A 21,148-nucleotide genomic window follows, 5' to 3' on the forward strand; every position below is an offset into this window, starting at 1 on the left:
TCAGACGAGAAAAGACTAGAGCGGCGAACGCTCGGCGTCACGTGGAAGGTCCGTTTCCAGGGACATCCTCTTCAACAGCCAAAGGCCGCAATGGGGTCGGAAGCCGTCGCCCCTTCGTCTCCGCCTAGAACAGCTCGATGTCGCCGTGGTTTTGGTTGGCCGCTATGCCTGACAGCGACGGGACGCGGAGTTCGTCGAGGGTGAGGCTCTGCCAGATTTCGTCGTAGACGCTTTCGGGGGCGGTTGGGGGGAGGAGCGAGAACTGGCGGGTGGCGAGCGCCATGTTGCGGCAGCGCTGTTCGATGCGGTCTTGGCCCTGGAGCGCCGTGATGATCATCTGCATGGCCTGGCGCACGGACGAGTCACGGCTCAGGGGCGTATCGGAGAGCACTTCGAGGGCCGCGGTGATGCCTTCGAGCAGCGAGGTCGACTGACGCGCCGTTTCGTCCAGCTCTCGTGCCAATTTCTGCAGCGACATACACTTACCCCGCGATAGATACGTTCAACCTAACTCGGTATTTCTAAACCGGTTCTTGCCGACGCAAGTCATAGGAGGGTTGCGCGCTTAGCGTGGTTAGCAATTGGCTAACGACTTATCGCTATTGTCCGACCAATTAGACGACACGGGTAGACCTTCGACTATGGGCCAGAACAGTTCCCTGCCTCCCGAATTCGACAGAGGCGTTGTAACGACGGTCCACCAGGGCGATTGCCACGTCTCCTCCGCTCAGGACGTCACCTTTTCGACCGTGCTCGGCTCGTGCATTTCCGCCTGCGTGCGGGATCGCGTCGCCAATGTGGGTGGCATGAACCACTTTCTCCTCGCCGAACAATCCGGCTCTGCCAAGGATCGCTATGGCGCCTCGGCCCGCTATGGCGCCTTTGCCATGGAGCAGCTGATCAACAAGGTGCTCTCGGTCGGCTCGGGCAAGAAGGGCAATCTCGAGATCAAGGTCTTTGGCGGGGGCAAGATCAATTCCGCGCTCGATGATGTCGGGGCCAAGAACATCGAGTTCGTTCGGCAGTTTCTGTCCGACGAAGGCTATATGGCCTCGAGCGAGGATCTGGGCGGTAATTTTGCCCGTCGCGTGCTGTTCAAGCCCCATTCGGGGCGCGCCTTCGTCAAGCGGCTCGACAGCGATGTCGGTGCCAATGTTGCGCGCGAAGAAATCGCGCTGGCCAAGCGCCGCGTCGTCGTGGCGCCGCCCGTCGACGATATCGAATTGTTCTAAGCCCGTTTTGCTTGGCTGGCTTTTGGGCCAGCCGGCATTTGACACGCTTTCTTTGTCCTTGTTCACAATCGACAAATATTGGCGTCTGGCACGAGGCGAATTTACCCAATCTAAGGAATGACACCCCCAATATCGGTTCTGCTCGCCAAGCGCGGGACCAGCAGGATGATCCGCGTCGGCAGCCTGGGCACCTTGGTTGTTTCGAGCGCGTCGAGTCGGGGAATGTTTCATGGATCAGGGAGAGATTTCCCTCAGCGAGCGCGAGTTTTCGCGGATCAAGGATCGCGTCTATAAGGTCGCCGGCATTTCGCTGAGCGATGCCAAGCGGACCCTCGTCGTTTCCCGCCTCTCAAAGATCGTGCGCGCTCTCGGGCTCAATAGTTTCGACGCTTATGTCGACCATCTCGAAAAGGGTGCGTCGGGCGTCGAGGGGCAGGACTTCGTCAATGCTCTCACGACCAATCTCACGCGCTTTTATCGCGAAGATCATCATTTCGAACACCTGCGGACCCATGTCCAGGCGCTGATGAGCCGCAAGCCACGCGGCCAAAAACTGCGCATTTGGTCGGCCGGCTGCTCGACGGGGCAGGAGCCCTATACGATCGGCATGGACCTGCTTGGCGCCTTCCCCGAATTGAAGCGCTGGGATTTCAAGATCCTCGCCACCGACATCGACACCGCCGTGATCGCCAAGGCGGCACGCGGGATCTATCCCGACAACGAATTGTCCGGGCTTAGCGCCGAGCGCTCGCGGCCGTTCCAGCGCCGCAATGACGGCACGGTGGAAGTGCCGCAGGCGGTGCGCGAACTGGTCTCGTTCAAGCAGCTGAACCTCATCACCGAATGGCCGATGAAGGGCCCGTTCGACGCAATCTTCTGCCGCAATGTGGCAATCTACTTTGACAAGCCGACCCAGGGCATGGTGTTCGGCCGGTTCGGCAAACTCCTGGCGCCCGAGGCCTTCCTTTACATCGGGCACTCGGAAAATCTCGGGTCTGGCGGCGAAGGGTTCCGTCTCGTCGGCAAGACCATCTACCAGTCCCGCGCGCAGGCGAAGCGAGAAGCAGCATGACAATCAAGGTTCTGGTCGTCGACGACTCGGCCCTCATCCGCGAAGTCCTGACACGCATGCTGATGCGTGAGGGCGACATCCAGGTGGTCGGGACGGCGACGGACCCCATCGAAGCGCGCGAGAAGATCAAGCAGCTCAACCCCGATGTGCTGACGCTCGATATCGAAATGCCCAATATGAACGGGCTGGCTTTCCTCGAAAAGATCATGCGGCTGCGGCCCATGCCGGTCGTCATGGTCTCGACGCTGACCAAGAAGGGCGCGAGCGAAACGCTGCTGGCGCTTGAACTTGGCGCGGTCGATTTCGTCGCCAAGCCCAATACCGATCTGTCTGGAGGCCTCGAAGCTTTTGGCGCCGGCCTTCGCGATAAGATCCGCGACGCGGCCAAGACCAATGTGCGCGGTGTCGCTGCGCGCGGCGAAATGCCCAATGTCGGGGTCAAGACTGCAGCAGCGCCCGATGGCGCGCTGATCGCGATCGGCGCATCGACTGGTGGCGTCGAAGCCATCCGCGCCGTTCTGACCAATATTCCCAAGGATTGCCCGCCGATCGTCATCGCTCAGCACATGCCGCCCGGCTTTACTGGCCGGTTTGCGGCGCGCCTCGACGAGCTATGCGCCATCAAGGTTGTCGAAGCCGAGGACCGCATGGTGCTCGAGCGCGGCCATGCTTATGTGGCCAAGGGCGACTATCATCTGCGCGTCGAGCGCAGTTCGGGCCAGCTCAAGTGCCGCCTCAGCCAGGATGAGCTGACGAGCGGGCACCGGCCGAGTGTCGATGTGCTGTTCGAATCGGTCGCCAAATCCGTCGGCTCGATGGCGGTCGGCGCGATCCTGACCGGCATGGGCCGGGACGGTGCGCGCGGGCTCAAGCTGATGCGCGATGCCGGCGCCTATACGGTGGGTCAGAGCCAGTCTTCGGCCCTGGTTTACGGCATGCCGCGCGTTGCTTTCGAGGAAGGCGCGGTAGTGGAGCAGGCTGCGGTCGAACAAATTGCCGCAAAGCTGGCCAATGCGCTGGTTCGCCTGCGTTCGGCAGCGTAAGCGCGACAAGCTTAACCCTCGGGTTGAGAGAATTGTAACGCTTGTTGCCTAGGATGCTGAGAAATACCGGGACACCATGCCCGGCGCATAAGAGGTTAGAAGGTCCATGCCCAAAGCAAGTGCTGTCAGCGTTTTGATCGTTGATGACCAGCAGTCCATGCGTGGTATCTGCAAATACATTCTCAATCAGCTCGGCTTCAAGGAAATCACCGAGGCCAAATCCGGCCGTGATGCCCTTGGCAAGCTCGAAACCACCAATATCGATCTGATCATTTCCGACTGGAACATGGACGACATCGATGGGCTTACCTTGCTCAAGGTGATCCGCAAGCATCCAAAGACCCAGGCCATGCCGTTCATCATGGCGACGGGCCGCTCGGATGCCGAGCAGGTCAAGGAAGCTATTTCGGCCGGGGTGAACAACTACATCATCAAGCCGTTCGACGTTTCGACCATGAAGAAACGTATCGAAGCGGTGATCGGCGCGCTGACCTAAGTCAGTTCTGCCAATAGATTTGATCAAGACGCCCGCAGAGCCCTCTGCGGGCGTCTCGCATTTTGGCGGCATAAACCTGCGATAAGCCTAAGCGTAATAAGTGGTTAAACCTAGATATGTAACGATTGCAGCCATCTAATTTGGTCCGGCCCGGGCGGCGCAGCAGCGCTGTCCGGAGAACGGCTGGCCGAGTGGTTGGGACCATTCGGGATCGGGGGGAAATCGTGAAATTCTTGCCACACCTGCGAATCGCGCAGAAGTTGCCATTGGCTCTGGTGGGTTCGGCCCTTTTGGTAAGCGCAGGCGTCGGGCTTGCCAGCTACAATATCGGGCTCGGAACGGTGCGCGAGCAGCGCGACCAGTCGATGGAGGCTGCGCTCTCGACGGCCGCGAGCCAAGTCAGCGAATATTTCTCGAGCGCGCAGGTCGATCTGCAGCTTTTCGTGCAGCGCTCGGACACGGTGACCGCGACCAAGAATCTGACGCGCGCGCTCGATGAATTGCGCATGGGGCTCAAGGAACGGGCCGCGCTGCAGCTTCAGGCCGCCTATATCACGGACAATCCCAACCAGGAGGACCGCGCCGCGCTCGATAGCGCCAATGGCAAGGGCGCGACCTATGACGCGCCGCATAAGCGCTTCCATCCCGGTTTCCGCACGCTCAAGGTCGAGCGTGCTTATTCCGACGTCCTGCTGATCAGCCCGGTGGGTGATGTCGTTTATTCGGTCGCCAAGAACACCGATTTTGCCGGTAACGTCGTGAACGATCCGGCGCTGGCATCGTCGGGCCTTGGCCAGGTCTTTGCGGCGGCAAAGGATTTGCCGGAGGGGTCGGCGGCCTTTGTCGACTACACCCAATATGGTCCGACCGGCACGCCGCAGAGCTTTATGGCCATGCCCGTCTATGAAAAGGACGAGGCAACCGGCGTGATGGTGCTGTCCATTTCGCCGGCGACGCTGAGTGCGCGGATTTCGAGCCTTTCGGGGCTTGGGCAGACCGGCGAAGTGGTGCTTGTGGGGCAGGACGGTTTGTTGCGCAGCGAATCGCCGCGCACCAATGAGCCGGACGTGCTGACGACGACACTGACCTCCGATGTGGTGGCGGGCGCGTTCTCTGGCGCAACCGGAGAAGGCACGAGCACGGATTATCGCGGCGCGACCATGGTGGTACGCGCGGCGCCGGTAACGGTTTCCGGGGTGACCTGGGCGGTGACGGCTGTGCAGCCGGAGGCTGAAGCCTATGCGGCCGTGGTCGATATGCGCAACATGACGCTTCTTGTCGGCGGGTTGCTGCTTGCGATCGCGGCGGTTGGGGGCTTCTTTTTTGCCCGCTCGATCAGCCGGCCGATTTCGCGCCTGACCGATACGATGGAAAGTCTCGCCGAGGGGGATCTTTCGGTCAGCGTCGAAGGCGGCAAGCGTCACGACGAAATCGGCGCCATGGCGCGGGCGGTCGAAGTGTTCCGCCAGAATGGCGTCCGGATCGCAGAAATGACGGAAGCCGAGGCCGCTTCGATCATTCGCGGACAGGCGGAACGCGCGACGATGATGCAGGATCTGCAGCGCTCGTTTGGCGCGGTGGTGGATGCGGCCATCGCCGGCGATTTTTCGCGCCGGGTGGATGCGGAATTCCCCGATGAGGAACTCAATGCCTTGGCGCGCTCGGTCAATGGTCTCGTCGGGACTGTCGATCGCGGTGTCGGAGAAACCGGCATCGTCCTTTCGGCCCTTGCCAATACCGATCTTAGCCGCCGGATGGAGGGCGACTATCAGGGTGCCTTTGCGCGCCTCAAGTCGGACGTCAATGCGGTTGCCGATCGCCTGACCGATGTGGTCGGCGAATTGCGCGAGACCTCGACCACGCTCAAGACCGCGACGGGCGAAATCCTTTCCGGTGCCAACGACCTTTCGGAACGTACCACCAAGCAGGCGGCGACGATCGAGGAAACCTCGGCGACGATGGAGCAATTGGCTGCAACGGTGCTGCAGAATGCGCAGCGCGCGCAGGAAGCCAGCGCTGTCGCGGCCGATGTGACGCGCTCGGCGGAAGTGGGCGGCCAGGTGATGGCCGAAGCCACCGAGGCCATGGCGCGGATCACGCAGTCGTCCTCGAAGATCTCCAATATCATTGGCATGATCGATGACATCGCCTTCCAGACCAACCTTCTTGCGCTCAATGCTTCGGTGGAAGCGGCGCGGGCGGGCGAGGCGGGCAAGGGCTTTGCGGTGGTTGCCGTCGAAGTGCGGCGCCTCGCGCAAAGTGCGGCAAGCGCTTCGGCCGATGTGAAGCAGTTGATCGAGCAGAGCGCCAGCGAAGTCAAAGGCGGGACGCGCCTCGTCGACGATGCCGCGGCCAAGCTCCATGCCATGCTGGAAGCCGCGCGTTCGTCCAATACGCTGATGACCGGCATTGCGCGGGAAAGCCGCGAGCAGGCTTCGTCCATCGAGGAGGTCAATACGGCCGTCCGGCAGATGGACGAGATGACCCAGCACAATGCGGCTCTCGTCGAGGAGATGAACGCAGCGATCGAGCAGACGGAGGCCCAGGCCACCAAGCTCGATGGTATTGTCGATATTTTCAATACGAGCGGTGGACGGTCTGCGGCTCCCGCGCGGGTCGAAGCGCCGGCAGACGGCGTGCGCGGCCTGCAGCAAAAGCTCAAGTCGGTGGCCAAGAGCTATCTCAGCCACGGCAATGCCGCGGTGAAGGCGGATGACTGGAGCGAGTTCTAAAGGCCTGATGTGAAATAAAAAGGGGCGGTATCGCCCCTTTTGCCTCTCCGCTACCATACAAGAAACCCCGCATTAACCCGTAATTTCCTAGGATTGCGCCCGAGGAAATTTGAGGTGGCGTCCGCTTGGGTGCCATGGGGGGATTCATGAAGGCATTTTCAATATTCGGCAGCATCAAGCTCACGGCCGCGATCGCGGGCCTGGTGCTGACCAGTATCCTGATCACGATCACGGCCTTTTCCGTGAGCAATTATCTGGGCCTGGAGAGCCAGGCGGTAAGCCAGGCACAGATGCAGCAGCGCACTGACCTCAAGACTGCCGCGACGATTCTCGAAAAGCGGCTGGCGAGTTCGATCATCACCTGGAGCGACGACAACAGCATCGGCGCCTTCCAGACCTATTCGATCCCGCGCTTTTACGACAACAGCACCATAGACTCGGTAACCCGCGTCACCGGCGGTCAGGCCGCAATCTTTGCGCTCGATCCGGCGAAGGGCCAGTTCATGGCCAAAACGACGAGCTTTCCGGGCGAGGGCGAGGAGCGGGCGGTTGAGTTCGCGCTCGATCCACAAAGTGCAGCGGCAGCAGCGCTGGCGCAGTCCCAGCCTTATGAGGGCTCGGTCGAGATACTCGGGACGACTTATTGGGGCGGGTTCTATCCTGTGCTCAAGCTCGACAATACGCTTCTTGGCGCATTCTGGGTCGGCGCGGATCTGACGGCCGCGGGTGCGGCAGCGCAGGACGCCGTGCCCGGCATGCTGATGATGGGCGGCATTTTGCTTGTCGTCATGGGGTCGCTGACCATTCTCGTTGCTCGGCAATTGACCAAGCCCGTGCCGCGCCTTGCCGAGACCATGGAGGCGATCGCCGAGGGGCAGTTCGAGACCGATGTGCCCTACCTGGCGCGACGCAACGAAATCGGCGCCATGGCGCGGGCGGTGGAAGTGTTCCGTGAAAATGGGCTGCGCGTCAGCCAGATGACCGAGGCGGAAGCTGCGCGCATCATTGCCGATCAGGCAGAGCGCCAGCAGATGATGACGGAGCTGCAGCGCGCCTTTGGCGATGTGGTCGATGCCGCCATTTCAGGCGACTTTTCGCGGCGCGTGCATGCCGAATTCCCGGATGACGAACTCAATTCGCTGGCGCGTTCGGTCAATGGCCTTGTCGATACGGTCGATCGGGGCGTGGGCGAGACCGGGACGGTACTCGCGGCGCTCGCCAATACCGACCTGACGCAGCGCATGGAGGGCGATTTCGAAGGCGCTTTCGCGCGGCTCAAGACAGACGTCAATGCCGTGGCCGATCGGTTGAGCGATGTGGTGGGGCAATTGCGCAGCACGTCGGGGACACTCAAGACCGCAACCGGCGAAATTCTCTCCGGCGCCAATGATCTCTCCGAGCGCACGACGCGCCAAGCGGCGACGATCGAAGAGACATCGGCCGCCATGGAGCAATTGGCGACGACGGTGTTGGAAAACGCAGCGCGGGCCAAGGACGCTAGCGCCAATGCAGCGCAGGTGACGCGAACGGCGGAAGATGGCGGCGCGGCGATGCAGGACGCGACGCAGGCGATGGAGCGGATTACCCAATCCTCGTCGAAGATCTCCAACATCATCGGCATGATCGACGATATCGCGTTCCAGACCAATCTCCTCGCGCTCAATGCCTCGGTGGAAGCGGCGCGGGCAGGCGATGCCGGCAAGGGTTTTGCCGTGGTGGCCGTCGAAGTGCGGCGCCTGGCGCAAAGCGCGGCGCAGGCATCGTCGGAAGTGAAGGTCTTGATCGAACAGAGCGGCAGCGAGGTTGCGACGGGATCGAAACTGGTCGAAGAGGCAGCGAGCAAGCTGACGTCGGTGCTGGGCGCTATCCGTGAGAATACGAGCTCTCTCGAAGCCATTGCGCGCGAAAGCCGAGATCAGGCGGGCGCGATCGAAGAGATCACCGCCGCGGTCAGGCAGATGGATGAAATGACCCAGCACAATGCGGCGCTGGTGGAAGAAACCAATGCCGCGATCGAACAAACCGAAGCGCAGGCGACGGAGCTCGACCGGATCGTTGATATCTTCAAGATCGATGGCAGGCCGGCGTCCCGGACCGTGGCCGCTACGCGTCCGGCGCCGATGCGTGCCCCTGCGCCAGCGTTCCGCACACAGGGCAATGCAGCGATCTCGACGGATTGGGACGAGTTCTGATCCCGGTTAGTAGTTCCATGCAGACGGCGTCCTCCGGGGCGCCGTTTTTCTATTGATGACAGTGTCATAGCTGTTTACGCCGGATTAACCGTGATGCGGCATCCTGTGCTTGGACGCAGATTTGGACGGCTGGCAGCGATTTCCCTGATCGAACAGGGTATTCCTCCAACGGCCGCTATGACCTCCGGTGGAGCATGCGTCCCAGCATCACCTCCGCACCATTTTCAGAACGGCCGCTTGTTCGGATGCGTTGTCGCCCCGCTGTGCGCGCAAAAAGCGAATATTGTTCTATACTGACAAAATCAATCTCCGTAATTCTACAGAGTTTTTATTGTCGTTTTCGGATTTTTCTACGTGTTTCTGCGAGGAATGTTTTCATTGCTCGCCGGAGCATTGCATCCGGAAAACCATTCCATTGGTGTGAAAGGATTTTTTAACCAGGCGGGCGCAATTTTGTCTCAGGGGGACAAAGCGGCTGTCACCCCGGACAATGGGGCTAATCATGAGAACTCTGGGTTTTGGTCAGAGTGCTTCTATCCGAGACCTGGAAGCGAAAAGTGCGGCTTTGTCCCGCAGCCAGGCAATCATCGAATTCACGCTGGATGGTACCATCATCACGGCCAACGACAATTTCCTCAGCGCGATGGGCTACCAGCTCGAGGAAATCTCGGGCAAGCACCACTCGATGTTCTGCGATCCCGCTTTTGCGGCGAGCGCTGACTACAAGGCGTTTTGGGCGGCGCTGCGCAGCGGCACCTATCAGTCGGCAGCCTATCGCCGGCTTGCCAAGGGTGGGCGCGAGATCTGGATCCAGGCGAGCTACAATCCGGTGTTCGACCGGTCGGGGAAGCCCGTCAAGGTGATCAAGTTCGCGACCGACGTGACCGAACAGATGCGGGTGGCGGCGGATCACGAGGCGCAGATCGCGGCGATTTCGCGCGTGCAGGCTGTGATCGCCTTTAATCTCGATGGCACCATCATCGAGGCCAATGAGAATTTCCTGTCGACGGTTGGCTATCGGCTCGAGGACATCAAGGGCCGGCACCATTCGATGTTCTGCGACCCCAAATTCGTCTCGACTTCGGACTATCGTAATTTCTGGCAGCGGCTTGGCGCCGGGGAATATGTCTCGGCCGAGTTTCAGCGCTTCGGCAAAGGCGGCAAGGAAATCTGGATCCAGGCCAGCTACAATCCGATCTTCGACGCCGCCGGCAAGGTGGTAAAGGTCATCAAGTTTGCGACCGACATCACTGAGCGCAAGCGCGCCGAGGGGATCATCAAGCTTCTTACTGAAAGCCTTGCACGCATGGCGAACGGGGATTTGGGTGGGCGCATCGAGACCAGTTTTACCGGGCAATATGAAGAGCTGCGGCAGGCCTTCAATCAATCGCTGACCCAGCTCGAGGGCATTGTCGGCAATCTGCGCAGCACCTCGCGGTCGTTGAAAACCGCGACCGCTGAAATCCTGACCGGTGCCAACGATCTTTCCCAGCGCACGACGCGGCAGGCGGCTACTATTGAAGAGACCTCGGCAGCGGTCGAGCAATTGGCGACGACAGTAGCCGAGAATGCGCGGCGCGCGGCAACGGCGAGCGAAAAGGCCCGCGTTTTGGCACAGGACGCGACCAATGGCGGCACCGTTATGGGCGAAGCGACCGGCGCGATGACGGCGATCGAAGCCTCGTCGGGCAAGATCTCCAATATTATCGGGCTGATCGACGACATCGCTTTCCAGACCAATCTTCTTGCGCTCAATGCTTCGGTGGAAGCGGCCCGGGCCGGGGATGCGGGCAAGGGCTTTGCCGTGGTCGCCGTCGAAGTGCGGCGCCTGGCGCAGAGCGCGGCGCAGGCCTCGTCGGACGTCAAGGCGCTGATCGAAGCTAGCGCGGGGGAAGTGCGGACCGGGGCGCAACTCGTGGCGCAGGCGGCGCGCAAGTTGGAGGACATCTTGCGCGGGGCCGAGGACAGCTTTGGGCTGATCGAGGCCATGGCCAAGGCCAGCAGCGAACAATCGGGCGCGCTAGATGAGGTCGCCATGGCGATCCGGCAGATGGACGAAATCACCCAGCACAATGCGGCGCTGGTGGAAGAGACCAATGCCGCCATCGAACAAACCGAGGAACAGGCGGCCAAGCTCGACGGCATTGTCGATGTGTTCCGGCAGGAAAGCCGGGCTCCTCGCAAGGAAGCTTATGCGGCCTAAGGAGGGCCGCATCAACTCCAAATTTACCATAACTGACATAAGGTTCGGTGAATGATCGTGATCAAGCTTGGGAACTTGTGCGCGGTTCAAATCGAACTTTCTGATGCACGAGTCGCAGGCTGATCCATGTCCACCAATCCGAACGATTCCCTCCAATCCCGTCTTGATTTCGTCAAGCTCGATAAAGAAGCCCTTGCTGGCATCGCCCGCATTCGCCCGCTGATCGATACCCATCTCGGCGAGGCGCTCGACCGGTTTTACGCCCATCTCTCCACTGTGCCGGCCGTTACGAAATTCTTCGACGGTAAGGGGCAGATGAACCGGGCACAGGGCAAGCAGACCGGACATTGGAATTCGATCGCCGACGGCAAGCTGGATCAGGCCTATTTCGAATCAAGCACCAAGGTCGGCCTGCGCCATGCTCAGATCGGGCTCGAGCCGCGCTGGCATATCGGGGGCTATAGTCTCATCGTCGAGACGCTGGTGAGTGGGATCGTGCGCGACACGATGGCGGCGGCGCTGGAGCCGACCAAGGGCGCCTTCGGGCGCAAGGTGGCGCGCGACCCCAAGGACGTCATGCAGGATGTCGAGGCGATGACCGCTTCGCTCGTTGCTGTCCTTAAGGCGGTGATGCTCGACATCGATATCGGCGTTTCCGCCTATTTCGAAAAGCTCAACAGCGATGCGCGGGCGGCCGACGATGCGGCCAAGGCCAGCATTCAGGCAGCGGTCGCCGCGACCGGATCGGTGTTGCAAGACGTGGCGCGCGGAGATCTTCGCAGCCGTGTGACGCAGAACCTCGATCCGGAATTTGACCAGATCAAGCTCGACACCAATGCGGTGGCCGAGCGGCTGACCTCGATCGTTACGCAATTGCAGGGCACCTCGCGCCAGCTCAAGACGGCGACCAGCGAAATCCTGACCGGCGCCAATGATCTCGCCGAGCGCACGACGCGGCAGGCGGCGACGATCGAAGAGACGACGGCAGCGATCGAGCAGCTTTCCTCCGCTGTGGTCGAAAACGCAAAACGCGCCGCAACGGCCAGCGAAAAGGCGCGCAGCGTCTCGGAAAGCGCGACGACCGGCGGCCAGGTGATGAACGAAGCCAATACGGCAATGGGCGCCATCGAAGCCTCGTCGTCCAAGATTTCCAATATCATCGGCATGATCGACGATATCGCCTTCCAGACCAATCTTCTGGCCTTGAACGCTTCGGTGGAAGCGGCGCGGGCGGGGGAAGCAGGCAAGGGCTTTGCGGTGGTAGCCGTCGAAGTGCGGCGCCTGGCGCAAAGCGCGGCCAATGCGTCGTCCGAGGTCAAACAGCTGATCGAAACCTCGGCGGCCGAAGTGCGCGGCGGCACCCAGCTTGTGGCGCGAGCGGCGGAAATGTTGCTCGATATTCTGGCCGGGGCACAGGAAAGCGCGACGCTGATCGACACCATTGCGCAGGCCAATCGCTCGCAGTCCTCTTCGCTTGAAGAGGTGACGATTGCCGTGCGGCAGATGGACGAGATGACCCAGCACAATGCCGCGCTCGTCGAAGAAACCAACGCTGCCATCGAGCAAACCGAAGGCCAGGCGGCCGAACTCGACAGAATCGTCGAGGTGTTTCGCATCGACGACAGTTCGAGTGGTTCGCAGTATCGGTCTGCGCCGCAGCGCCGGCCGGCGCCGCGTGTCGCGGGCAATGCGGCCATCGCCAATGACTGGGAGGCGTTCTGACCGGCATTGCGCCGTCTCGTTCGCCGTGCTTGAAGACGGCGAACGGGGAGACGGACCATGGCGCATATCGGCCTTGTGGCGCATGACGATAAAAAGGACGATCTTTGCGCCTGGGCCGAACGGCACAAGGCCAAGCTCAGCCAGCATCAGCTCTGGGGCACTGGCACGACCGGCAGCCGCGTCATGGCGGCAACGGGGATGACCGTTACCCTTCTCAAAAGCGGTCCGCTCGGCGGGGATCAACAGCTTGGCGCGATGATCTGCGAAGGCAAGCTCGACATGCTGATCTTCTTCATCGATCCCATGTCGGCCCAGCCCCATGACGTCGACGTCAAGGCGCTGACGCGATTGGCGACGCTTTACGATGTGCCGCTCGCCAATAATCGCTCGACGGCAGACGCGGTTCTGGCCTTCCTGCCGGACCGAACGGATTCGGAATAAAGCGTTCCCACGGGAAAATCGCGCTGCTGGCGGTTTTTTGTCCCGCGCGCCGGCTGCAATGCGTTGACCGCCCGGCCCTCTTGTGAACAGATGCCGCAAATTTGCCCGGATTGAACTGGGCAGGCATGGCATTTCAGGAACATTCGGGGCCGCTTGGTGACCACCGACTTGGTGATTGACGTTCGCAACGTCACAAAACGATTTGGCGGCCTTTTGGCCGTCAACGATTGCTCGCTTTCGGTCCGGCGCGGATCGATCACCGGGCTGATCGGCCCCAATGGCGCGGGCAAATCGACCCTCTTCAATATGGTCGCCGGCAATATCGTGCCTGATAGCGGGCAGGTGATCTTCGATGGTGCAGATGTCACTGGTATGAAGCCATACCAGCTTTTCCGCATCGGCATGTTGCGCACCTTCCAGATTGCGCATGAATTCAGCCAGATGACCGCGCTCGAGAACCTGATGATGGTGCCGGGCGACCAGCCGGGCGAGCATTTGCTCGATACTTGGTTTCGGCCGGGACTCGTTAGAAGCCGCGAGACTGGGGTGCGCAAGAAGGCGCTCGATGTCATCGATTTCTTGAAGCTCGGTCATGTGCGCAATGAGCTTGCCGGCAATCTCTCCGGTGGGCAGAAGAAGCTGCTTGAGCTTGGGCGCACCATGATGGTCGACGCCAAGGTCGTGCTGCTCGACGAAGTCGCGGCAGGCGTCAACAAGAGCCTCCTCAACGATTTGGCTTCGAACATCGAGCGGATGAATCGCGAGCTTGGCTATACGTTCTTTGTCATCGAGCATGACATGGACCTGATCGGCCGGCTCTGCGACCCCGTTATCGTCATGGCGCAAGGCGAGAAGATCGCCGAAGGCCCGATGGCCGAAATCCGCGCCAATCCGCAAATCGTCGAAGCCTATTTCGGCACTCCAGTGGAGGCCGTTTGATGCCTTTGATTGAACTGAAGCACGTCGTCGGCGGCTATGGCGGCGCGCCGATCCTCAATGGCGTCAATATGGCCATCGAGAAGACCGATATCGGGGTCATCGTCGGCCCCAATGGGGCCGGCAAGTCGACGACGCTGAAGGCCATTTTCGGGCTGCTGAAAGTCACCGGCGGGACCATCGAGTTTGGTGGCGAAAACATCGCCAATTCGCTCCCGGACAAGCTCGTGCCCAAGGGCCTGAGCTTCGTGCCGCAGGAAAAGAACGTCTTTACCTCGATGACCGTCGAGGAAAATCTCGAAATGGGTGCCTTTACGCGTCCCGACGATTTTTCCGGCACGATGGAATGGGTCTACGAGATGTTCCCCGTGCTGCGCGAAAAGCGGCGGCAGCCGGCGGGTGAGCTTTCGGGCGGGCAGCGGCAGATGGTGGCCATGGGCCGTGCGCTGATGAGCAAGCCGAGCCTTCTCATGCTCGACGAGCCTTCGGCAGGGCTTTCGCCGCGCTATGTGATCGAGATTTTCGAGACCATCCAGCGCGTCAACAAAGAAGGCGTCGGCATTCTCATGGTCGAACAAAATGCCCGTCAGGCGCTGGCTTTCGCGTCCAAGGGCTTTGTCCTCGCCAGCGGCCAGAACCGCTTCACCGGCACTGGGGCGGAGCTGATCGCCGACCCGGAAGTCGCCAAGTCTTTCCTCGGGGGCTGAGCCGTGACCGAACTCGTTTTCTTCACCAATCAGGTGATCATCTCCGGTCTCGTTCTGGGCTGCATTTATGCGCTCGGGGCCATCGGCATCACGCTGATTTTCGGCATTTTGCGCTTTGCCCATTTTGCGCATTCCGAACTGATGACCGGCGGGGCCTTCATCGCTTTCCTGCTCGCCTCGGCTTTTGCGGCCTGGGGCATTGTGACGCCGATCCCGACCGGCTTCGTCGTGCTGCCCATCGCCATGGTGCTCGCGGCCATTTTGGCGCTCGGTATCGACAAGGGGTTTTATGCTCCGCTGAGGAAGCGTGGCGCCAAGCCCGTGACGCTACTGATCGCCTCGATCGGCGTGACGCTGATGATCCAGGGGCTTATTCGCCTGTTCTTCGGCGCCGGCTCCTATTCCTTCTTTGAAAATGAGCCCAAGGAAGTTTTTCGCTTCGACCTTTCGAGCATCGGTTCGACCCGGCCGCTGGTGATTACCGAGCCGCAGGTGTTGATGATCCTCGTCACTTTCGTGTCGGTGCTGGCGCTGCATTTCTTCCTCACGCGTTCGCGTCTCGGAAAGGCCATGCGCGCCATGGCGGACAATGCCGATCTCGCGCAGGTTTCGGGCATCAATACCGCGCTCGTCGTGCGCGTCACCTGGATCATCGCCGGGGCGCTCGGCTGCATGGCCGGCACGATGCTGGCGCTTGACGTGACGCTGAAGCCCGATCTTGCCTTCAACATCATCCTGCCGATCTTTGCCGCCGCCATCGTTGGCGGGCTCGGCCAGGCCTATGGCGCCATTGCCGGCGGTTTGCTGATCGGATTTGCCGAAACGCTCGCCGTTTTCAACTGGACGATGGTTTTGCGGCCGCTCAATGCAATCCTGCCGGACTGGATGCAACTGCCGCCAACGCTGGCACTGGTGCCGACCGAATATAAGCTTACCGTCGCCTTCGTGATCCTCGTCGTCACCCTTCTTGTTCGGCCGACGGGTATCTTCAAGGGAGCCTCATCATGATCCAGCGTTCCCTGACGCTTTTTGGCGGTCTTTTCGTCCTCATCCTTCTCATGGGATGGGTGATGGGGCTGCCCTTCACCTCCTCGCGTCTCGTCGAGGCAGCGGCCTATGCGCTGATCGCGCTGGGGCTCAATATCCAGTGGGGTTATGGCGGGCTCTTCAACTTCGGCATCATGGGCTTTCTCATGGTGGGCGGGGCGGCCGTGACCTTCATCTCGTTCCCGGTCAATCCGGTGTTTTGGGCCGGTGAAGGTCCAGCCATGCTCGGCAAGGCGCTGCTCGCCTTTGCGGTCGGCGCATTGATCGTGCTGGCGGCGCGGAAATCCGATCGCATCGGCATTACCGGAAAGTGGAAGACGGCGCTGACGATGCTGGCCTGGTTCATCGGCTATTGCCTTTATCGCAGCCAGATCGATCCCGCTGCGGCCTATATCGAATCGGCCGCCGGTGGCGGTTGGGTCGGTGGGCTTGGCGGTCATCCGGTTCTCGGTTGGCTCTTTGGGGGCGTCCTCGCTGCGGGCATTGCCTATATCGTCGGAAAAATCTGTCTTGGCCTGCGGACCGATTATCTCGCGATCGCGACCATCGGTATTTCCGAAATCATCCGCGCGCTGATCAAGAACATGGACTGGCTGACGCGCGGCACGCTGACCGTGTCGCCGATCCCGTGGCCGACGCCGCTGCCGCAAGTCTTCCAGGCCGGTGGCATGGATGGATCGACAGCGCTCCTTGCGGCGCGTTCGGGCTATCTGCTTCTGGCGGTGATCGTCTTGGCGGTAGTCATGTGGCTGATCTCGCGCGCCTATGCCGGGCCTTGGGGGCGCATGATGCGCGCCATCCGCGACAACCACATCGCTGCAACCTCCATGGGCAAGAATGTCACCGCCCGGCAGCTCGAAATCTTCGTCTTCGGTTCGGTTTTGATGGGCATTGGCGGCGCCATGCTGGTCAGCTTTGTCCAGATTTTCGATCCTTCGAGCTATCAGCCGATCAACCATACCTTCCTCATCTGGGTGATGGTGATCGTTGGCGGAGCGGGCAATAATTGGGGTGCGCTGTTCGGAGCGATCCTCCTCTGGCTGATCTGGGTGATCTCGGAGCCGCTGTCGAAGGCTGTTTTTGACTTTGTCAGTACGTGGTCGACCCAATTCGGTTGGGGCGCGATCCCTGAGATCGAAGCCCGATCGGCGCAGATGCGCGTCTTCGTTCTGGGGCTCGTGATCACTATCGCCTTGCGCTTTGCACCCCGCGGTCTGATTCCAGAAGTGGTCAAACGCGAGCGTTAATGTACAAATTTGGACAGGACGCTTGAAACTTTGGGGCTTCTGGGGTATTAGTGTCTCAGGAGACCAAAATGCGCGCTGCGGGATTAGAAGAAAACCAGAGTTCGTTCGTCGGTAAGACGCCTGTCTTGGCGTCGGATCGGTTTTCGTCGGTCAATCGCAAGCGGCTGAGTGGGCCGGCTTTGCGCACATTTCTCAATATCGCCGAAGACTGGGGCTTGAGCGAAGAGCAGCGGCGGCTGGTGCTTGGTTATCCGTCGCGATCGACCTACCACAACTGGATGCGGCTGGCGCGTGACGGCGGGGCGGTGACGCTCGATGTCGATGCGCTGATGCGGCTTTCGGCGCTTCTGGGTGTCCATCAGGCGCTCGGCGTGTTGTTTGCGACCAAGGAGGCCGGGGTCGAGTGGCTCAAGGGGCCGCACCTTGCGCCGGTCTTTGGCGGGCAGGCGCCACTGGCGCTCCTGACCAATGGCAGCATGGACGGGATCATGCTGGTGCGGCGCTTTCTCGATGCGGCGCGGGGCGGGCTTTATATGCCGCCCAATGGCATCGATGCGGTCTTCAGCCCCACGACGGATGCCGATATCGTTTGGCGCTGACGATGGATGTGGCAGCCCCTGACGTCACCTATCGGCTGATCCCTTCGCAGTTTCCGCCAATCGGGCTGTTCGAGACGGTCGCTTCGGCGGATGATCTTGAAGCGGTGATGGAACTGTCCCGCTGGACCAATGACCGGCTGGTGACCGAGCGCATTGCGCGCCTGCCGAAGGCGGATTGGGTTTTTGGGCGGCCCAACGCCTCGATCGTCATGGCGGCCTTTCTCCATGCCCCGCCGATGGGTGCGCGCTTTTCCGGGCCGGATCTCGGCGCTTGGTATGCAGCCGCGCGGATCGAAACGGGCATCGCCGAAGTCGGACACCATCTGCGGCGCGAGGCTTTTGCGCGCGGCAAGGCCGAAGGGCAGCGCACTTTTCGCGTGTACCAGGCGCGGATCGAGGGTGCCTATCGCGATGTCCGGCCTGAGGACCGGCCGGACTGTTTTACCGACGATTATGGACCGAGCCAGGCTTTGGGCGAGGGATTACGGGCGGCCGCGAGGGATGGTCTTGTCTTTCCCAGCCTGCGGCACCGCGATGGTCTTTGCCTCTGCGCCTTCCGGCCACGCAAAATCCTGGATGTAGTGCAGGCCGAGCATTTTTCGATCACGGTACGCACCGATATGCGGCAGGTGGTCGTGGAGCGGCTTTCTGCGGGTTAGGATAAGTGACCATCGATTGTCGGATGTGACCTCTTGGTCATCGTCACTACCCGGCTTGTCGGGGTAGTCCACCTAGCAGCGAAATGGATTGCCCGGACAAGCCGGGCAATGACGGCAGAACAGGCTCTGTGTCTCGACGAGATAGCATAGACGCTGCAATCGGCGTTTTCGGGCTTTTTGCTACCAAACAAAAAGCCCGGGATCACTCCCGGGCTTCGGTTCTTTAGCAAGACCCAGCTTACTGGATCAGGCCCTTTTCAACGAACTTGCCGCCTTCGACGGCGAGTTCGACGATGATGCCGTCGACGTCGCCGGCTGCGTCGAAGTCAAGCGAGCCGCCAGCGCCTTCATAGTTGATGTCGGTGCCGGCCTTGATCAGGTCGACGGCCTTCTTCCATTCGCCGGGGCGGATGGTTTCGCCGGGAGCGGAGGCGACGTCGCGGAGGGCTGCGGAGAGACCTTCGCGGTCGGTCGAGCCGTTCTTCTCGATGGCGAGGGCCATCAGGAAGGCAGCGTCATAGGCCTGGGGTGCGTAGGTGGCGTTGGCTTCAAAACCGTCGGAGGTGAAGGCGTTGTAGAGATCAACGGATTCACCGGTCGGGGCGCCTGCGCGGGTTGCGATCAGGCCTTCGACAGCCGAAGCATCGATGCCGCTGAGGAGGTCGTCGCCAACCATGCCGTCACCGCCGACATAGGTGGTGAAGTTGCCGGATTCGACGGCCTGGCGGAGGATCGTGTTGCCCGAGGCGTTGGCGTAGGCGAGGACGACGAGGTTCTGCGAAGCAACAAGGTTGCCAAGCTCGGCGCGATAGTCGGCCTTGCCTTCTTCGTGCGCGAGGTTGGCAGCAACGGTGCCACCGCCAGCGGTGTAGGCAGCGGACAGTGCGTCGGCAAAGCCCTTGCCGTAGTCATTGTTCACGTAAGTAATGGCGATGTCCTTGATGCCCTTGGCGAGCAGCAGGTCGGCCATCTTGACGCCCTGGAGCGCGTCGGACGGGGTCGTGCGGTAGACGAGGTCGTTGTCTTCGAGCGTCGTCAGGGCCGGAGCGGACGAGGCTGGCGAGATGAAGACGACATTGCCCGAAAGACCCGAGCCGTTGAAGGCGCCGATGGTTTCGCCGGTGCAGAGGGCGCCGACGACGCCAGTGACGTTGTCGGTGTTGATCAGGCGGTCGGCAGCGGCTGCGGCTGCGGTCGCGTCGCACGCGCCATCGGCCGAGACGATCTTGAATTCACCGCCCAGGATCCCGCCCTGTTCGTTGACCTGCTTCACGACGAGTTCGGCGCCCGCAAAGATCGGCGGCGTGAGCGATTCAATCGGACCGGTGAAGCCACCGATGAAACCGATGGTGGCGCCGGTGTCCTGGGCGATTGCCGGTGCGGCAACGCTAAGGGCAGTGGCGGCGACCGCCAGGGTCAGGGTTTTCTTGAACATGGACGTCCCTCTGTTGGCGTTGCACGCAGGATGGCCTTGCTGGCCTCATTCTTGCGACGTGCAACGGATGCTGGGGGCGCCACACGCGCCCCGCTGGCACGGACTGTTGCACAATTTCAAAACAGTTGTCACCGGGGGTCTTGCGCCAAATTGCCAAGGCCTGTCGGTTGCTTAAGGCATGATGTTTGCGCATAGACTGGAGGGGAGGGAATGAGGACGCCAATGGCCTTTCGCACCACCATCATTCTTGCCCTGCTGCTGACCTCACCAGTCGTTCCGGCGCAGGCGCAGTTCACCATGCTCGATAGTGCGCAGGATGCCGAAGTCGCGCCTGTCGACGGTGCTGCCACTGGCGCATCGCCGACTCCCGCGATCGCAACGCCTTGCGGCACGCAGCCGATGACGATCGCGCGAATGACCTGGCCATCGGCCGCACTTTTGTCGGAAATTCACGCGCGCGTCCTCAAGCAAGCGTATGGCTGCGATGCGCGGGTCATTCCCGGCGATCTTGCGGCAACGACTTCATCCATGGGCTCGACCGGGCAGCCGGCGATGGCGCCGGAAATGTGGGTGACGCGCATTGCCGATGTCTGGAATGGCGCGGTCGATGCACAGATGCTGCGGAGTGCGGCGCCCACATACGATACGACGACCTTCGAAGGCTGGTTCGTCCCCTCCTATATGAATGCCAGCGATGGCAGCGCCTTGACGGCAGCGGGACTGACGACGCTCCTCGCCGGGGCAGGCACGACCCCGGTGCGCTTTATTTCCTGCCCGGCGGATTGGGCCTGTTCAGTCATCAATCGCAACCTGATCAAGGCGCAGGGTTTGGCGGATCGTCTCGAGATCGTCGAGCCGGCCAATCGGTTCGAAATGGATGCGCTGATTGCAGAGGCGGTGAGCCGGCGCGAGAATTTCGTCTTTTATTATTGGCAGCCCAATGCGGTTTTGGCGCAGCTCGATTTCAAGGCGCTCGATATGGGCGCATTTGATGAGGCGGCGATGAAATGCCTTGCGGCGGCGACGTGTGCGGATCCAAAACCGTCGGCCTTTCCAAGCGAATTGGTGGTGAGCGCCGTGGCCGAATGGGTCTTTACCGAGGCCCCCAATGTCGCGGGATATTTTCAGCGCGCCACCTTGCCAATCGCGGAAATGAATCGGCTCCTGGCGCAAGCCAATGAGCCGGGCGCGACCATCGAAGGTGTGGCCGAGCGGTTTGTCGCCGAGCATAGCGATATCTGGCAGGCCTGGACGGGCGGCACGCCCTGACCGGGGTTTTACCAGCTGTTCACCACGACCCGATGTGCCGTGCAACTTGTCTTGGTTTTGTCACCTGAGAAAACTAGGGTCGCGGCTAATTGTGGCGTCACCTATACCCCTGAACT

At 61.1% G+C, this 21,148-nt stretch carries 18 protein-coding genes; 16 read left to right on the plus strand and 2 right to left on the minus strand.

All coding sequences use genetic code 11. The features are described 5' to 3' along the window. Window positions 1-124 precede the first annotated feature (124 nt). Entirely contained in the window at window positions 125-478 is a 354-nt protein-coding gene (locus ASE94_RS04880; protein ID WP_061908243.1) for a hypothetical protein, read from the minus strand. 163 nt (window positions 479-641) lie between these two features. Here ASE94_RS04880 and ASE94_RS04885 point away from each other — a divergent pair, with 163 nt between their 5' ends. The 15 genes from ASE94_RS04885 (at window position 642) to ASE94_RS04955 (ending at window position 18,328) form a co-directional block, all read left to right on the plus strand. Then, window positions 642-1,232 (plus strand): hypothetical protein, encoded by a 591-nt coding sequence (locus ASE94_RS04885; protein ID WP_061908242.1) that lies wholly within the window; start codon window positions 642-644, stop codon window positions 1,230-1,232. 229 nt (window positions 1,233-1,461) lie between these two features. Then, window positions 1,462-2,304 carry a protein-glutamate O-methyltransferase CheR gene (locus ASE94_RS04890; RefSeq protein ID WP_061908241.1) on the plus strand — a complete coding sequence of 281 codons (843 nt, stop codon included), beginning with the start codon at window positions 1,462-1,464 and terminating at the stop codon, window positions 2,302-2,304. Beyond that, window positions 2,301-3,347, plus strand: a complete 1,047-nt coding sequence (locus tag ASE94_RS04895) for a chemotaxis response regulator protein-glutamate methylesterase (protein WP_062629443.1) — start codon at window positions 2,301-2,303, stop codon at window positions 3,345-3,347. The genes ASE94_RS04890 and ASE94_RS04895 overlap by 4 nt, the downstream gene beginning before the upstream one ends. 106 nt (window positions 3,348-3,453) lie before the next feature. Further along, window positions 3,454-3,843, plus strand: coding sequence for a response regulator (locus ASE94_RS04900; protein ID WP_061908239.1), 390 nt, complete (start codon window positions 3,454-3,456; stop codon window positions 3,841-3,843). Between the two features lie 224 nt (window positions 3,844-4,067). Continuing rightward, entirely contained in the window at window positions 4,068-6,575 is a 2,508-nt protein-coding gene (locus ASE94_RS21445) for a methyl-accepting chemotaxis protein (RefSeq protein WP_156351869.1), read from the plus strand. Window positions 6,576-6,721: 146 nt separating this feature from the next. Then, window positions 6,722-8,767, plus strand: a complete 2,046-nt coding sequence (locus tag ASE94_RS04910; RefSeq protein WP_062629445.1) for a methyl-accepting chemotaxis protein — start codon at window positions 6,722-6,724, stop codon at window positions 8,765-8,767. A gap of 565 nt (window positions 8,768-9,332) precedes the next feature. Next, window positions 9,333-10,970, plus strand: a complete 1,638-nt coding sequence (locus ASE94_RS04915) for a methyl-accepting chemotaxis protein (RefSeq protein WP_062629446.1) — start codon at window positions 9,333-9,335, stop codon at window positions 10,968-10,970. Window positions 10,971-11,096: 126 nt separating this feature from the next. Continuing rightward, window positions 11,097-12,692 carry a globin-coupled sensor protein gene (locus ASE94_RS04920; RefSeq protein ID WP_062629447.1) on the plus strand — a complete coding sequence of 532 codons (1,596 nt, stop codon included), beginning with the start codon at window positions 11,097-11,099 and terminating at the stop codon, window positions 12,690-12,692. Window positions 12,693-12,749: 57 nt separating this feature from the next. Then, window positions 12,750-13,133 carry a methylglyoxal synthase gene (locus ASE94_RS04925; protein WP_062629448.1) on the plus strand — a complete coding sequence of 128 codons (384 nt, stop codon included), beginning with the start codon at window positions 12,750-12,752 and terminating at the stop codon, window positions 13,131-13,133. 156 nt (window positions 13,134-13,289) lie between these two features. Then, window positions 13,290-14,072, plus strand: coding sequence for an ABC transporter ATP-binding protein (locus ASE94_RS04930; RefSeq protein ID WP_062629556.1), 783 nt, complete (start codon window positions 13,290-13,292; stop codon window positions 14,070-14,072). Continuing rightward, window positions 14,072-14,776 (plus strand): ABC transporter ATP-binding protein, encoded by a 705-nt coding sequence (locus tag ASE94_RS04935; RefSeq protein WP_061908233.1) that lies wholly within the window; start codon window positions 14,072-14,074, stop codon window positions 14,774-14,776. Before ASE94_RS04930 ends, ASE94_RS04935 begins: the two co-directional genes overlap by 1 nt. 3 nt (window positions 14,777-14,779) lie before the next feature. After that, on the plus strand, window positions 14,780-15,784 hold the full coding sequence (locus ASE94_RS04940) for a branched-chain amino acid ABC transporter permease (RefSeq protein ID WP_062629449.1): 1,005 nt from the start codon (window positions 14,780-14,782) through the stop codon (window positions 15,782-15,784). After that, a complete protein-coding gene (locus ASE94_RS04945; RefSeq protein WP_062629450.1) occupies window positions 15,781-17,070 on the plus strand; it encodes a branched-chain amino acid ABC transporter permease in 1,290 nt (429 codons plus the stop codon). The genes ASE94_RS04940 and ASE94_RS04945 overlap by 4 nt, the downstream gene beginning before the upstream one ends. Window positions 17,071-17,138: 68 nt before the next feature. Next, window positions 17,139-17,669, plus strand: coding sequence for an MbcA/ParS/Xre antitoxin family protein (locus ASE94_RS04950; protein WP_062629451.1), 531 nt, complete (start codon window positions 17,139-17,141; stop codon window positions 17,667-17,669). Window positions 17,670-17,671: 2 nt separating this feature from the next. Beyond that, window positions 17,672-18,328, plus strand: a complete 657-nt coding sequence (locus ASE94_RS04955) for an RES family NAD+ phosphorylase (RefSeq protein WP_062629452.1) — start codon at window positions 17,672-17,674, stop codon at window positions 18,326-18,328. A 238-nt stretch (window positions 18,329-18,566) separates the two neighbouring features. Here the strand turns inward: ASE94_RS04955 and ASE94_RS04960 are convergent, their stop codons facing one another. Next, window positions 18,567-19,763, minus strand: coding sequence for an ABC transporter substrate-binding protein (locus ASE94_RS04960; RefSeq protein ID WP_061908228.1), 1,197 nt, complete (start codon window positions 19,761-19,763; stop codon window positions 18,567-18,569). A 222-nt stretch (window positions 19,764-19,985) separates the two neighbouring features. On the opposite strand from ASE94_RS04960, the gene ASE94_RS04965 reads away from it, so the two are divergent. After that, window positions 19,986-21,032, plus strand: coding sequence for a glycine betaine ABC transporter substrate-binding protein (locus ASE94_RS04965; protein ID WP_062629453.1), 1,047 nt, complete (start codon window positions 19,986-19,988; stop codon window positions 21,030-21,032). Window positions 21,033-21,148 lie beyond the last annotated feature (116 nt).

It is taken from the genome of Devosia sp. Leaf64, from assembly GCF_001421945.1.
Lineage (GTDB): Bacteria > Pseudomonadota > Alphaproteobacteria > Rhizobiales > Devosiaceae > Devosia.